The 14,851-nt window shown below is 47.7% G+C and carries 13 protein-coding genes and 8 tRNA genes; 19 read left to right on the top strand and 2 right to left on the bottom strand.

The genetic code is table 11. The features are described from left to right. Positions 1–10 precede the first annotated feature (10 nt). The gene (dksA, locus tag ACNI29_RS00105) at positions 11–373 is read right to left on the bottom strand and encodes an RNA polymerase-binding protein DksA (RefSeq protein ID WP_015852483.1); all 363 of its coding nucleotides are present in this window, start codon (positions 371–373) and stop codon (positions 11–13) included. 368 nt (positions 374–741) lie between these two features. Here dksA and ACNI29_RS00100 point away from each other — a divergent pair. From ACNI29_RS00100 to ACNI29_RS00010, 19 genes are all read left to right on the top strand, one after another. Further along, a tRNA-Gly gene (locus ACNI29_RS00100) sits at positions 742–816 on the top strand. Between the two features lie 8 nt (positions 817–824). After that, positions 825–899: transfer RNA gene (locus ACNI29_RS00095), tRNA-Cys, on the top strand. A gap of 4 nt (positions 900–903) precedes the next feature. Further along, positions 904–978, top strand: a tRNA-Gly gene (locus ACNI29_RS00090). Between the two features lie 67 nt (positions 979–1,045). Next, positions 1,046–1,120, top strand: a tRNA-Gly gene (locus ACNI29_RS00085). 62 nt (positions 1,121–1,182) lie between these two features. Continuing rightward, positions 1,183–1,257 (top strand) — tRNA-Gly (locus ACNI29_RS00080). Between the two features lie 70 nt (positions 1,258–1,327). Further along, positions 1,328–1,402, top strand: a tRNA-Cys gene (locus ACNI29_RS00075). A gap of 4 nt (positions 1,403–1,406) precedes the next feature. Continuing rightward, a tRNA-Gly gene (locus ACNI29_RS00070) sits at positions 1,407–1,481 on the top strand. A 64-nt stretch (positions 1,482–1,545) separates the two neighbouring features. After that, positions 1,546–1,620: transfer RNA gene (locus ACNI29_RS00065), tRNA-Gly, on the top strand. Positions 1,621–1,881: 261 nt separating this feature from the next. Continuing rightward, positions 1,882–2,283, top strand: a complete 402-nt coding sequence (locus ACNI29_RS00060) for a hypothetical protein (RefSeq protein WP_419780166.1) — start codon at positions 1,882–1,884, stop codon at positions 2,281–2,283. A 138-nt stretch (positions 2,284–2,421) separates the two neighbouring features. Beyond that, entirely contained in the window at positions 2,422–3,480 is a 1,059-nt protein-coding gene (locus tag ACNI29_RS00055) for a glycosyltransferase family protein (RefSeq protein WP_419780165.1), read from the top strand. 195 nt (positions 3,481–3,675) lie between these two features. Beyond that, positions 3,676–4,395, top strand: a complete 720-nt coding sequence (locus ACNI29_RS00050; protein WP_419780164.1) for a class I SAM-dependent methyltransferase — start codon at positions 3,676–3,678, stop codon at positions 4,393–4,395. Continuing rightward, positions 4,395–6,122, top strand: a complete 1,728-nt coding sequence (locus ACNI29_RS00045) for a YcaO-like family protein (RefSeq protein WP_419780163.1) — start codon at positions 4,395–4,397, stop codon at positions 6,120–6,122. The genes ACNI29_RS00050 and ACNI29_RS00045 overlap by 1 nt, the downstream gene beginning before the upstream one ends. 199 nt (positions 6,123–6,321) lie before the next feature. Then, a complete protein-coding gene (locus tag ACNI29_RS00040) occupies positions 6,322–6,639 on the top strand; it encodes a TusE/DsrC/DsvC family sulfur relay protein (protein ID WP_163349165.1) in 318 nt (105 codons plus the stop codon). A 310-nt stretch (positions 6,640–6,949) separates the two neighbouring features. Continuing rightward, positions 6,950–7,180, top strand: a complete 231-nt coding sequence (gene rpmE / locus ACNI29_RS00035; RefSeq protein WP_419780162.1) for a 50S ribosomal protein L31 — start codon at positions 6,950–6,952, stop codon at positions 7,178–7,180. A gap of 260 nt (positions 7,181–7,440) precedes the next feature. Continuing rightward, positions 7,441–8,376 (top strand): DUF1385 domain-containing protein, encoded by a 936-nt coding sequence (locus tag ACNI29_RS00030; protein ID WP_419782126.1) that lies wholly within the window; start codon positions 7,441–7,443, stop codon positions 8,374–8,376. Continuing rightward, on the top strand, positions 8,376–9,446 hold the full coding sequence (gene prfA, locus ACNI29_RS00025) for a peptide chain release factor 1 (protein WP_419780161.1): 1,071 nt from the start codon (positions 8,376–8,378) through the stop codon (positions 9,444–9,446). Before ACNI29_RS00030 ends, prfA begins: the two co-directional genes overlap by 1 nt. A 112-nt stretch (positions 9,447–9,558) precedes the next feature. Further along, entirely contained in the window at positions 9,559–10,422 is an 864-nt protein-coding gene (gene prmC / locus ACNI29_RS00020; RefSeq protein WP_419780160.1) for a peptide chain release factor N(5)-glutamine methyltransferase, read from the top strand. 173 nt (positions 10,423–10,595) lie between these two features. Further along, positions 10,596–11,522: a UDP-3-O-acyl-N-acetylglucosamine deacetylase gene (gene lpxC / locus ACNI29_RS00015; RefSeq protein ID WP_419780159.1), complete on the top strand. Its 927-nt coding sequence runs from the start codon at positions 10,596–10,598 to the stop codon at positions 11,520–11,522. Positions 11,523–11,687: 165 nt separating this feature from the next. Then, on the top strand, positions 11,688–13,820 hold the full coding sequence (locus tag ACNI29_RS00010) for a methyl-accepting chemotaxis protein (RefSeq protein WP_419780158.1): 2,133 nt from the start codon (positions 11,688–11,690) through the stop codon (positions 13,818–13,820). A 55-nt stretch (positions 13,821–13,875) separates the two neighbouring features. Here the strand turns inward: ACNI29_RS00010 and ACNI29_RS00005 are convergent, their stop codons facing one another. Then, entirely contained in the window at positions 13,876–14,706 is an 831-nt protein-coding gene (locus ACNI29_RS00005; RefSeq protein ID WP_419780157.1) for a hypothetical protein, read from the bottom strand. Between the last annotated feature and the right edge of the window lie 145 nt (positions 14,707–14,851).

Genomic DNA, 14,851 nt, shown 5'->3' with positions numbered 1-14,851 from the left:
TGATCCGGACTTAGTCTCCGCGGTTTTGTTCCTCTTCTTCCTGCTTGCTTTTGCAGGCGATACAGAGGGTGGTTACCGGGCGGGCCTTGAGCCTGGGTACGGAGATGTCGTCGCCGCATGCATGGCATACACCGAAGTCACCGTCATCAATACGCTGGATGGCCTTCTGAATTTTTTTAATAAGTTTGCGTTCCCTGTCTCTGAGTCTGAGAGTGAAGGCACGGTCGGACTCAGCGGTTGCACGGTCTGCGGGGTCAGCATATGTTTCCCCGGATTCAGTCATGTCTTCGATGGTTTCCTGACCCTTCTGAAGGATGTCATCAAGCATCTTGTTCAGGGTTTCGCGGAAGTATTCAATATCTTTCTGTTCCATATTGATAACCTCTCTTTGTGTATAGGAGGTGGGGTTACGAGTTTTCCTAAACAACTCCAACATATTTTAAGATGAATGGTATTAGCCTAAAGTAGGCATAGAAGTAAAGGGCATGATAAAAAAAAATAAAAAAATAAAAATTTAAAACGGTTGACAAAAGTTTTTGCCTGCCCTAAACACTCTTTCAACGACGCAGAAGTCGGTTCTTTGAAAATAGTTGTTTGGCTTTTCGGGTCAAAAGTAAGCAAAATGATTGACCATTTTAGTTTGCTGTTGAATACGTTGAGTGAAACAAGAAATTTAATAATTTTAAAAAAAGTGTTGACAGTTTTCGTACATAAAGTTAAAAACTGCTTCGCTTTTCGTGAGCGGGAATAACTCAGTGGTAGAGTACAACCTTGCCAAGGTTGGAGTCGCGAGTTCAAATCTCGTTTCCCGCTCCAAAAAAAATGGCGGCATAGCCAAGTGGTAAGGCAGAGGTCTGCAAAACCTCCATTCTCCAGTTCAAATCTGGATGCCGCCTCCATTTCGCGGGAATAACTCAGTGGTAGAGTACAACCTTGCCAAGGTTGGAGTCGCGAGTTCAAATCTCGTTTCCCGCTCCATGTTAAAAATCGGGCCGACCGAAATCGGCCGGCCCGTTCTTCGATCCACTTCGAAGGTATATATCCTGCGGGAATAACTCAGTGGTAGAGTACAACCTTGCCAAGGTTGGAGTCGCGAGTTCAAATCTCGTTTCCCGCTCCATATTTTTCCGGGCCGATCAAGATAGGTCGGTCCAATTCTTTTCCGTAGCTAGCTACGCTTCAGCGGGAATAACTCAGTGGTAGAGTACAACCTTGCCAAGGTTGGAGTCGCGAGTTCAAATCTCGTTTCCCGCTCCAGAATTTTCCGGACCGATCTAATCGTCGGTCCAACTCTTTTCAGTTGAGTTGCTTACATTGCACTCAATTAGGCGACATGGCCAAGTGGTAAGGCAGAGGTCTGCAAAACCTCCATTCTCCAGTTCAAATCTGGATGTCGCCTCCAAACCGCGGGAATAACTCAGTGGTAGAGTACAACCTTGCCAAGGTTGGAGTCGCGAGTTCAAATCTCGTTTCCCGCTCCAGAATTTATACGGACCGTTCTTTACAGGGCGGTCCGTTTCTTTTATGTAACTCATAGATATTTCAGCGGGAATAACTCAGTGGTAGAGTGCAACCTTCCCAAGGTTGAGGTCGCGAGTTCAAATCTCGTTTCCCGCTCCAGAATTTATACGGACCGTCCTTTACAGGGCGGTCCGTTTCTTTTAAGCAGAGTTCTGATTTTTTGAGATATAATTGAACTGTACGACCTTTTCCGCATGAGAATTCGGTTGCCTTTAAGATTCCGCAATCCATTCCGCTTTCTGACCGTATCTGATGGTCGGATTTTTTTGCCCTTTGTTTTCATTGAAGTATCTCATGTTTTGATTGCAAACCTACAATATGGTCTGTATGTTATTTTGCAATTAATAACAGGGGAATTGTATGAAAGTTTATAGATTGTCGGTTCTAATGGTCGTACTTGCCTTCATTCTGATGTCTGCAGGTACATGTTTTGCGTTTGAAATTACAGCAGAGGATGTTGCCACCCCGATTCCTGATAAAGCTGTGGTTGAGGTTGTCAGTGCCCCTAATCCGGGTTTGGTCGGATTCTTTAAAGCAAGAAAATTTGCGTATGCTTTGGTCGAGAAGGATGGGCGCTACGGAATCTATGCGCGCTGGAAAAAAGGCAGTAAAGGTGCGCAGTGGATGTGGGGCAAGATTGATGGTGACACCATCAAAATCGGAAACAGCGTTAAAGTCTGGATTACCGATAACGGTTCAATTTACAGAACCTACAAAGGCGAAAAGAAAATCAGCCTTAAAAAAGTTGAAATGCCAAATTAATTTTTGAGGGTTAAGGGGGCTGGCTGGGCCGGTCCCTTTTCTGGGCCATAGAATTGGAAAATCAGTGAGTGTCTTTTCAATGCTGGGTTTTTATTTATCAGCGGCAGGCTTGCGGCCGCAATGTGCAAGGTATGTGATATGAAAATTTTAGCACTTGAATCCGATTTTTTGGCATCTGCATTTAAGGAACTGGGGCACGAGGTCTTTCTTGTCCGTTGGAGCAGTACCCCCGATGAAGGGGATCATTTTCTGCAGGTCAACCGTCCGCTGTTTTACCGCGATCTGATTTCTCTTTTCGAAAAATATTCATTCCAGCCTGATTTCGTGTTCTGGCATGACGTAGGAAATATTCCGCGTGTCTGGGGCTTGGAAGCCCTTGAGTGTCCCACCGTAGGTTTTTTTATCGATACTTATTGTAACCCGTGGCATGTGCCGTATTCATATGGCTTTGACTGTTCATTGGTTGCGCAGAAGAATGCTGTGCCGCTTTTCCATGAGGGCGATTACCCCAAGAGGAATGAGTGGTTTCCGCTTTTTTATAATGAAAGAAGGGCCTTTAATGACTCTACTAGCCGGGAGATTCCGGTCTGTTTTGTCGGCACTGTGGGGAATAAGCAGAACCTTCCGCGAAAGCAGTTTCTGGATAAATTTGCCAGGTTTTGTCCTATTCTCGTGAAGCAGGGTGCTTATCAGCCTCTTTTTGCCCGTTCAAAGATAATTCTGAACCAGTCTGCTGCCGGGGAATTGAATTTCCGTACTTTTGAAACAGCTGCCTGCGGAGCTGCTGTGTTGACCGAAGATTGCGACAACGGTCTTTATGATCTGTTTACTCCCGGTGAAAACATCCTGCCTACATATGAGCGGGGTAATGCGCAGCATGCAGCCGAAATCGCGCGTGAAATGCTCTGTGATGAGAAAAAACTTTTAGAGATTGCGCGCGAAGGCGAGCGGCTGGTTAATGAAAAACACAGTGCAAAAGCTCGGGCGCAGGAAGTGCTCGACCTGGTAAATGGTTTGTCCGGATCAGTCCAAAGGCGTCGGGAGAGCGGGGACTTTATACGTGCAAAATTGGCTCTTGCCTGCATGTTCATATGTGGTGAATCCCAGACAGCCCTGCCGCCGCAGATGATCAGCCATTACACCGAGATTGCCCGGACCTACCGGGAACTTTGGGATAAAGTCGGCCGGGGATTTTAAGCAACTCTATACCTGTTGTCGTCAGAAGTCCGCTCTTAGCTTCATTATCTGTATTAAAGCTTGAGATTCAGCTGTTGACCCGTTGCAGGTTAATGATTACTCCTCTTTCTTCGCGGAAATTATATTTCATAAAAACCAGTCTTCACCTGCCCGGCAGGATGAATCGAATTTCAAATAGTCCTTCAGGAGGTCTCCTTGAAAAATATAGCGTTGAAACCCGCTGCGACTTTTGATGAGCTGCTTGCGGCTGCCCGCAACAAGTTTGGTGCAATTCAGTTTGAAGAAGTCAAAGTAGGCGATCAGATTTTTGAACTGGCGCAGATTGCGGATATGCCCGCCTATCTCGATAAGCTTGTGAACAAAGCCAGAGGCGGAAAGAAGATTGATCTGCCTCTGTGGGCTAAAATATGGCCTTCCTCCCTTGTGCTCGGTTTTTATGCTTTGAAATTCAAGGCAGCCGAAGGTGCTAAATTTCTGGAAGTAGGCACTGACGGCGGACTTTGCGGCATGGTTGCTGCGAGCCGTGGTTACGAAGTCGTACTCGCTGATACTGACGATGATGCTTTGCTGTTTGCTCGTTTGAATGTCTGCCGCAACAAGCTTGATGATAAGATCAGCATGCGCAAGGTTGATTTTGCCGAGACCGACCTTGAAGATAAATTTAACTACATTCTAGGTTGCGAGATACTGCACCGCGACGATGTTGCTGAATCGCTGCCCGGCTTCATTGCCAAGCATCTGGCGGATACCAAGGGTTCCGAAGTACTGCTGGCTATGGATAAAAAACGCGGCGGTAAGAAATTTTTCGAGCAGACCAAAGACAGCTATCGCCTGATGCGTCAGGAAGCGACTGTTGCCGGTGGTCCCGGTGAAGGTAAATCCATCGTTTCTCTGGTCCGCATGGGGGTTAAATAATGCTTGAACTTAAATCTTGCCCCAAAGTTTACTCCAAGGATCAGGATAAAGCGGTCAGCCCGGAGGAGACCGTCAGCCGTGTAAAAGCGTTGCTGGATGAAAAGTGCAACGGTGTGCTGAAATGCACCCGTAAAGTTGACACCGGACGCCTCGGTATCCCCGTATTCATCAGTGAATGCGGCGATAGTGCCCGTGAAGTTATGCCCACCCGTAAGCAGATGGGTAAGGGGGCCTCGGTCGCGCAGGCCGAAGCTTCCGCACTAATGGAGCTGGTGGAAAGGTTCAGCTTTTTCAGCTTCTGGTCCAAGCCTGAGAATTTCACCCTTGCTACGTACAGCGAAGCAGAAGAACTCTGGCCCGGTAAAGTTATTTCCATCGAGAAAATCCTGCAGTCCGTGGGCGAAGAAATGGACCCCGGCAAGGCACGGGTTATTCTCGATCTGGTACGTTGGCATTTCTATCCCGCACTGAATGTTCTCACCGGGGAAGAAGAATATGTGCCGCTGGATTGGTTCAAGATTCTTAACGAGTTCAACGGATCTTCCGCAGGTAATTCCCCCGAAGAGTCAATTCTTCAGGGAGCGAGTGAGCTGGTTGAAAGGCACGTCTGTGCAGTGATCGACCGCGATCGTCCTGAAGTTCCGGTTATTGATCCTGCTTCCTGCGAAGACGAAGTGCTTGCTGATCTTTGCAAATGTTTTGATGACAATGACATCAAATACATCATCAATGACTTTTCTTTTGGCATGCCTCTGCCCACCGTTGCGGTTACCGCTTGGGACCCCGCGACATTTCCGGGCATGAGTGAGATCGTTTTCACCGCCGGTACATCCGCCTCCCCGTGCAAGGCTGCAATCCGTGCCTTTACCGAAGTCGCGCAGCTTGCCGGAGACTTTGAAACCGGACGTGTTTACGAAGCTTCCGGGCTGCCCAAGTTCACCGAGATCGAACAGACCGGTTGGCTCGGAGCAGGGCAGTGCGTGAAAATGAATTCCCTGCCGTCTGTTGAAAGTGATGATATTTATGACGAACTGAAGACCTTTGCAGCACAGCTCGAAGAAAAGGGGTACACACTGTACACTGTGGATACCACCCACCCTGAATTGGGCGTTTCCGCAAATTACAACTTCGTACCCGGGTTCCAATTCCGCGAGCGTACCCCGCACGCCAGCCTCGGTCTCTTTGTCGGTCGCATTCTCTCTGAGAAAGTGGCTCTCGACATCGCCGGGGACGGACTGGACGTGATCTCCGACATTTACGACGGGCCTTACTTCATTCCTTTCTTTGAAGGCATGCTCGCTCTGCGTGGCGGTGATACTTCCCGCGCTGTTGATATGTTCAGCATTGCGGTTGACGTTCAGCCCGCGGATGAAGAGAAGGCGCTTTCCGCTTTCTATACCGCCTATGCGCTGTCTCTCGAAGAGCGCTGGCCGGAAACAATTCCTTTTCTCGACCGGGCTATTGAGCTTGATGACGAGGCCAAAGAGTATTTCAACCTGCGCGGTGTGGCCAAGTTCAAGGCCAAAGATTACGCGCTGGCTGCTGTGGATTTCAAAGCAGCTCTTGCACTCGACAGCGGATCAGCTTCAGACCTTGCCAATCTTGGCTTGTGTCATAAATTCATGGGTGAAGATGACGAAGCTATCGAGTATCTGACAACTGCTCTTGAACTCGATCCTTCCCTCGAGTATGCGCAACCCCACTTACAGGAATTACTCGACAAATAAGTTTCTGTTTTGAGTAGTTCTGTTAAGAACTTGATTGACAAGAACGCGGTTAAAGGCTTATCTCAATTTAAGCAAAAAACGCGTGACGTTTTGTGCTCCAAAATAGTCGTGAAACAGCGGATCGCTGTTTTTGGATATGGCAGGTTCGACACGGTCTGGACCTAAAGTAATAAATATATATATTCCTAGGAGTATTATTATGGCTATCGTAGAATTCATGGGCAAGAGCTTTGACGTTGATGAAGACGGTTTCCTCCTGAAGTTTGAAGACTGGTGCCCTGAGTGGGTTGACTTCTGCAAAGAGTCCGAAGGCATCAAAGAACTCAACGAAGAACACCAGAAAGTTATCGACTTCCTGCAGGACTACTACAAGAAGAACGGTATCGCTCCTATGGTGCGTATCCTCTCTAAAGTAACTGGTTTCAAACTGAAGCACATCTACGAACTGTTCCCCTCCGGTCCCGGTAAGGGAGCTTGTAAGATGGCTGGTCTGCCCAAGCCTACTGGCTGCGTTTAGTTCCAGACGGCTTTCAGATATTTGGGCGGGATCCTCGCGATCCCGCCTTTTTTGTTCGAGTTTGGTAGATAGGTGACTGTTGACGGTCCGGTTATTAAGATTAAATGGGTAAAGTATGTTCACCCGGCTTGATAGCTGAATTGTCAGTAGGCATCTGGTTGTCTGCTCAACCCGGTCGCTTGACGGAAGTCCGGCGAGCCTGTTAACTTATTGCACCAAAAATTGCGGAACTGGGCAAAAAAAGCTTGCATATTATTAAGCGCAGGTGTACTTGGCCTTGTTTTCACGGTTAACAAAACAGGAGAAAATCATGAGAAAAGATATCCATCCTAAGCTTTATAAAGCAACTGTCCGCTGTCACTGCGGTTATGAGTCTGAGCTTTACTCTACCATGGGTGAAGAGGTGAGCACTGAAATTTGTTCCAACTGCCACCCTTTCTACACCGGTAAGCAGCGCTTCGTTGATACCGCTGGTCGTATCGATCGCTTCAAGAAGAAGTTCGGTAACTTCAGCGCAGCCGACAAAGTTAAGGGCAACTAGCTCATATTTCTGCGGTTTTGCCGCGTGAACATGCCTCTGCCGTATTATACGGTAGAGGCATGTCCTTTTTTTAATATTTAAAGTCCTGCATCGTAGCCGGGTGGGACATTTCAAATCCCTCCCCGCTGTATTTTTCGTAATGATATTCAATTTCAGTCTTGCTTGACGGCTGTTAATGATTATTCTACTGAGAAGCATTATTATTTTACTGGCCGTAAGGCTTTTTCAGTGAGGAAACGGATTTGAAATTATCTCTTCTGATGTCCGCAGCTAAATCAGTTGGCGGACAGGCTGTTATCGAAGGCGTTATGATGCGCGCAAAGGACAATCTTGCCATTGCTGTCCGTCGTCCTGACGGTGAAATCAAAGTTGAACTCAGACCCTGGTTTTCTTTGACACCCGCGTTTATGAAAAAGCCTTTTCTGCGCGGTTTTCCTATTTTTATGGAGACCATGGTCAACGGTGTTAAGGCTCTGAACTATTCCGCTACACAGGCTCTTGATGAAGAGGAAGACGGCGAACTGACCACATTTCACCTTGTGCTGACCATGGTCATCGCACTGGGCGCAGCGCTGGGCCTTTTTGTTGTGTTGCCACACTTTTTTTCAGTAGCCATGAAGTGGTGGGGCTATTCCGGCGGTGTAGACTCATTGAGTTTTCATGTCTGGGATGGTTTTTTTAAGATGCTTATGTTTATCGGTTACATTGTTTCCATTTCATTTGTGCCGGATATTAAACGCGTGTTCGAATATCACGGGGCAGAGCATAAAGCCATCTGGGCCTATGAAGCCGGGGGCGACCTCAATGTATGCGAGATCAAAAAATTCAGCAGGCTCCATCCCCGCTGCGGAACAGCTTTTCTGCTGTTCGTATTGGTGGTGAGTATCCTGCTTTTCACTGTGCTGGTCCCCATGATTGTTGCTATCTGGGCACCGCAAGGGTTCGTGCTTAAACATTTATATATAGTCGGTATCAAGCTGCTGCTGATGGCTCCGGTTTCTGCTGTAGCCTATGAGATGATCAAGGCTTCCGCAAAACACGAGGACAAGGCCCTGTGCAAGGCCGCCTGCCTGCCAGGAATGGGAATGCAGCTGTTGACTACCCGCGAGCCGGACGAAGAGCAGATTGAAGTTGCTCTGGCGGCACTTAATTCCGCGGTTGCTGCCGATGTTGATGCTGATGGAGGAAACAGCTGATGTTTGCCAAATTGGAAGGGATCGAACGTTCTTTCATGGATCTGGAGCAGGAGCTTGCAGACCCGGAAGTTTACAATAATCAGGATCGTTACCGCAAAGTAACCATGGCCCATGCCGAACTCGGCGAAGTTGTGACCGCTTTTCGCGAGTACAAACAGCTGTCTGCCGACCTTGAAGATAACAAGGAAATGGCTAAGGATTCTGATCCCGAAATCCGCGAAATGGCCGAGATGGAAATTGCTGAAATCAAGGCTCGCCTGCCTAAGCTTGAGGAAGAGCTTAAGCTTCTGCTGCTGCCCAAAGATCCCATGGACGGCAAGAACATCATCCTTGAAATCCGTGCCGGTACCGGCGGTGAAGAAGCGGCTCTTTTTGCGGCTGACCTTTTCCGCATGTATTCCCGTTTTGCGGAATCCAACGGTTGGAAGGTTGATGTCATGAACTCCAACCCCACCGGAACAGGCGGTTTCAAGGAAATCATTGCTGCCATCAGTGGTAGCCGTATTTACTCCAAAATGAAGTACGAGTCCGGTACCCACCGTGTTCAGCGCGTTCCCGCTACTGAAACTCAGGGCCGCATTCATACTTCCGCAGCGACTGTTGCGATTATGCCTGAAGCTGAAGAAGTCGACGTTCAGGTCCGTAACGAAGATTTGCGTATCGACGTGTTCCGTGCTTCCGGTCCCGGCGGTCAGTCCGTTAACACCACTGACTCCGCTATCCGTATCACTCACCTTCCCACCGGGCTGGTTGTTATCTGTCAGGATGAAAAATCCCAGCACAAGAACAAAGCCAAGGCTATGAAGGTTCTCTGTTCCCGTCTGTTACAGGCAGAGCAGGACAAACAGCATGCGGAAATGGCTGAACAGCGTCGCGCACAGGTCGGGTCCGGTGACCGTTCCGAACGTATTCGTACCTACAACTTTCCACAGGGAAGGGTGACTGATCACCGTATCAACCTGACTCTCTACAAGCTTGATGCTGTAATGGAAGGGGATATGAACGAAGTTGTCGATTCTCTTGTCGGTCACTACCAGTCTGAAGCCCTGAAACAACAGGCTCAGGACTAGACTTCGGCGATCTTGCGGGGGCCGTAAACCCTTTTGTTATGCTTCGCTGATTAGATTTAATCGGAACGGGATATTTCTTAATATCCCGTTTTTTGATTTTTGGAGATTGATTTTGGCTGATTTAAAACTCAAAGATGTTCTCGCCGCAGCTACAGCTACTTTGCGTGAATCAGGGGTTGATTCCCCTGCTTTGTCTGCGCAGTTGTTTGCGGAAAAGGTTTTTAACTTAAGCCGGATTCAGTTGATCACGGAGCAGGGCAGTGCTGTTGAGCCGAAACTTATTTCCGAATTTGATGAGCTGGTGAAACGCCGCGCTTCCGGCGAACCTGCGGCCTACATTCTCGGCGTAAAGGAATTTTACGGTATTGATTTCAAAGTCGGTCCCGGTGTTTTGATTCCGCGTCCTGAGACAGAAGAGATTGTCGAAAAGGTGCAGGATTTGTATGCTGCGGACGATGGATTTTTCTTTGCTGATTTCGGGACCGGGTCGGGAATTCTGGCGGTCACAGTGGCTAAACTTTTCCCCAAAGCCCGTGGCGTAGCTGTTGATTTGAGTGCCGATGCCTTGGCCATTGCGCAGCAGAATGCGCGGTTTCATGGCGTGGCGGATCGGGTTCAGTTTGTGCGGGCTGATTTTAATGAGCCGATTCTGGCTGACGGGTACTATGACCTGCTGCTGGCTAATCCTCCTTATCTTTGCGAAGCTGAGCTTTCAGAAATTAGCCCGGAAGTAGCTGCCTTTGAACCAGTCTCTGCACTGGTTAGCGGACCTGATGGGGATGAAGATATTAAAAAGAGCGCACCTAGAATCGGAGCAGCTCTGAAAAAGGGCGGGACTGTGTTCATGGAGATCGGCTATCTTCAGGGGCAGGCGGCTCAGGATATTTTTGAATCATGTTCGTTTTTTTCTGGTCGGGTGGAGGTTCATAAGGATCTTTCAGGTCATGATCGCATAGTAGTGGCAAAAAAGAGATAGCTTTGCCGGATGGTTGTAAAAAAACCACACTGTATGTTTAGGGTTGTTGTAAAAATACAACTGGTTACGTTGCAGAAGAACAATATATTTTAAAATATCAATAAAAACAGATGCTTAGCAAATGTCTTTATGTGGCATAATATTTGCTTTAAAGAAAGGCAACAGGAGATTATATGCTACAAACAACTATTCAGAACACAGTAAGATGCAAGGGGATCGGGCTCCATAGCGGGAAACAGGTGGAAATTGTGCTTCGACCCGCAGTAGAAGATACCGGAATCCTTTTTTCACTTCACACAGGTTCTGGAAGCTCTTTTATTACTCCCAATCCCAATCTGGTTGTAGCCACCGGACTTGCTACCACTCTCGGTAATGGACAGGATTCCGTTTCCACAGTGGAACATCTGCTTGCCGCTGTGCGCGGAATGGGCATTGATAATATACATGTTGAAGTAAGAGGTAATGAACTGCCCATCATGGACGGCAGTGCCGGACCTTTCGTATACCTGCTTCGTCAGGCGGGTGTTCGCGACCTTTCCAAGCCCCGCAAGGTTCTTGCTGTCAGCAAGTCACTTAATTTCGAACAGGACGGCAAGTACGTCAGGGCTTTCCCCCATGATGGTTTTGCTGTTGATTATACTATTGATTTTGAACATCCCCAGATCGGTAAACAGACTCTCTCTTTGGAAATCACCCCGGATGTTTTCATGGATGAGCTGGCAAAAGCCAGAACTTTCGGTTTCCTGAAAGAGGTAGAATACCTGCACGCCAACGGTCTTGCCCTGGGCGGTTCTCTCGATAACGCAGTTGTCCTTGATGACTACGGTATCCTGAACGACGGCGGTCTGCGTTTCGCTGATGAATTTGTAAGACACAAGATCCTTGATTTTATCGGTGATATGGCTGTTCTTGAAATGCCCCTGCAGGGTCGTTTCGAAGTATACGCCTCCGGTCATGCGCTTAACAACGCATTCCTCAAATACCTGCATGCTAATGCTGTGGATTACCTTGAAGAGCGTTCTCTCGAATCTCTTCCCGGCAAGGCTGCAGAAAAAGGGTTTACTCCTGTTGCACCGGAAGCAGTTCCTGCTCCTGCATAGCTTTCAATTTATGTCGATTCTTAAGGCTCTCCGTTTTACGGAGGGCCTTTTTTTTGGTTCTATGCCAGATATTTTCGGCACAAGCTTGACTCTACAGGGTGCAGCGGTAAATATGGGATATTAATTTTAAGAGTCTGCAGGTATTTATATATTCAAGGAGAATTCATGTTCCGCTCAATCAGTACTAGAATTTCATATATTGTGGCAGCTGTTGTTGTTGCTGCTACGCTGGCTACATTAATTTTTACCAGCTCCACTCTTGAAGAAGATATGATTGAGGCCCAAGGGCGCACCGCTCGAAATACAATCAGAATGGGTATGCTTTATCTGCAGGAGGGGCATCAGTCTCTGAACCGTTACCGCAAGCATGCTTTTGAAGATCGTAAACAGGCAATCAAGGATGCAATGACAATCTTTATTGCTCAGGTTGATAGTTGTTATGCTTTATATAAATCTGGTGAATTGACTGAAAAAGAGGCTCAGGAAGCAGCTCTTAAACTGGCCCGCAAAACCAGATATTTCAACAACGATTATTTTTTTATTTATACAGATAAGATGCTGGCTCTGGCACATCCGGAACGAAGTATTGAAGGTCGGGACTTGTCAAAGATGGTGGACAAAAACGGCTATGCTTTCGGTCCGGATATGATCCGTAAGGCCACCCGTGAGGGCGGGGGATATCTTAATCTTTTGTGGCCCCGGCTGGGTGAAACAGACGCAAATTCCAAGATCCTTTATGTAAAGGGTTACCCTAAATGGAACTGGTTGATCGGAACAGGGACATATGTAGATGACATTGAATCAGCGGTCGACAGGCAACGTAAAGATCTGCTTAAGGAAATGCGCAAAGGTTTTTCCCAGATCCGTCTTGCTGAGACAGGACGTCTTTTTATCTTCGACAACGAAAAGAGAGTATTAGTGCCTCCTCTCGGGTCTGGGCCTGATTTTGATAAAGCCATCAATCTTAATACCGGAAAGACACTCATTCATGATTTGAAAGAGGTCGGTAAGCTGGGCGACTGGCGCCTTGATTATAAGGTGCGCCGGGCTGACGGCAGTATTGTCGAACGGCAGTCCTATGTTCGCTTTTTTCCGCCTCTCGGCTGGTATGTTGCGTCTACTGTGCCCATGAGTGAAATATATGGCCCGGTTGAAGATCTGGTCTTGAAGCAGGGCGCAATCAGTTTTATCATTCTGCTGCTGACTATCGGTGTTATTTATTATGTAGTCCGCAGAATATGTCTGCCGATCCGCAGTGTATCCAAGGTAGCCTATCATGTTTCCAAGGGTGATCTTCGCGAAGCCCGCAAGGTATTTGCCATGGCTACAGACAAGGGCCATCTGAAGCGCGTGGTGGATTCTTTTGAGACCGGACGCGAGAAGCGTTTTGATGAGGTGGATCATTTGGTTAAGTCCATTCACACCATGTTGCAGACATTGAATTCGTTGGTAAGTCAGGTGCAGCGATCCGGGGATCAGGTTACCGGGTCCGCCTTGAAGCTGGGTACAGCAATCAATCAGCTTGAGGCTGCTGTAGAGAATCAGGCTGCAGCAACTCAGGAACTGGGCAGCTCCTCTCGTGAGATCTCCGCAACTTCCCAAGAGTTGGCCCGCACTATGAATGAATCGACCACTGTAGCTGTTTCTACAGGCGATCTTGCCGCGCAGGGAGTGCGTGATTTGAATGAGATGGGAACAACTATGGATGCAATGCGGGATGCTTCCGGTGGTATCTTTTCCAAGCTTTCAGTGATTAACTCCAAGGCCGCAAATATCAGTTCGGTGGTTACATCAATTTCCAAGATTTCCGAGCAGATCAACCTGCTGTCACTGAATGCAGCCATTGAGGCAGAAAAGGCCGGTGAGTTCGGACAGGGGTTTTCTGTTGTTGCCCGTGAAATTCGCAAGCTTGCTGACCAGACCGCGATGTCTACCCTTGATATTGAAAAGATTGTGGCTGAGATGCTTTCGGCGGTATCTGCCGGGGTTATGGAGATGGATAAGTTTCGCAAACAGGTGGAAACCGGCGTTAGCAACGTGGCTGTACTTGGTGACGGTATTTCCGGTGTGGTAAATCAGGTTCAGACTCTCTCACCGCGCTTTGAGTCAGTGAATGAAGGTATGCAGAATCAGAGTGAAGGAGCGGAGCAGATCAGTAAGGCCATGATTCAGCTCAGCGAAACCTCCATTCAGACCAAGGATGCACTTTCTGAATTTGTGGTTATCACCGAGCAGCTGGCTAATTCTGTCGCTATTCTCGAAGAAGAAGTAGCTACTTTTCAGGTTGAACATGATTAGGAGGATTTGCCTCTCCGCCGCAGGCTAAGTCTATTCACTGAGAGCTCGAAGCGTATCAAATAAGTAATTCTGCCAGAACGCCGCCTGCATTGTGGGGCGGTATGTGTTCTGTTCCCAGATATTCAGAAAAATTCTCTTTAAATTTGTTTTCGAGAAGGGCTTTTACGCGCGGATCGTCAGCCAGTAATTTGAACCCGCATTGTGGCTTTTTGTACATAATCTTGAAGCGTGCAGGCATAGATGGCGGTAGGTCAAGTGAGAAAAGAAGCTCGTAGAATGAGTTGTCGGTGTTTTCTTTATCCAGCCTTGTTTTAAGTACTATCTCCTGATTCAGGCCGTAAGGAACAAGCCACGGCATGTAGTAGAGCCGCGTTGTGCGCAGTACGGAATTCAACTTTGATGCGGACTTGAGTGTTTTAAAAAAAAAGACTGCGGTTTTCACATCTTCTTCTAGGAGAGCCAGAAATTTTCTTTTTCTATTTTCAGCTTCATTTATGTTTTCATTAGCCAATTTTCTGAAAATTTGATTCGCCTTGGATTCAAAGGCAGCCCTGTTGCTGATAAATTCTCGTGTAACATCCGCAGGATTGATGTAAGCTCCCTGACCGGTTAAGTGATCGGGATTGATTTCCTTGAGGATGATGTCCGGGTAAAGCTGTTGGACGTGAAAAGTGAGGATGTCGTCGGGGGCTGCGTTGGTTTGAATGTTGGCCAGCAATTCAAGATCCTGAATGATAACCCATCCCAGCTTGGGCTTATACCATTTGAGCAGCTTGCCTTGCAGAATGTCCCCAACCGCAAATTTTTTGCGGAACATGGCAGAGCGGGCTGAAGATTTGTTGTCTCCGCCACCGGAGCCTCTATTTCCGTATCTAGAAATTTTCATAAACTACCCGCTACCCCAATCCATGCCGGCGCAGCCCAATAAAAAGTTCTAAGAGAGTCCAGAGAATGGGTTCATACCTATAAGCCGTTAGGCGAGAGTTTTTTTGCTCGAGTCTTACGGATATAGAGAGCAGCGCTGGACCTCG

This window comes from Maridesulfovibrio spiralis (SeqCode), assembly GCF_048571135.1.
Taxonomy (GTDB): domain Bacteria; phylum Desulfobacterota; class Desulfovibrionia; order Desulfovibrionales; family Desulfovibrionaceae; genus Maridesulfovibrio; species Maridesulfovibrio spiralis.
Note: the sequence above shows the minus strand (reverse complement) of the source record. Positions and strands in the feature narration are given on the sequence as shown.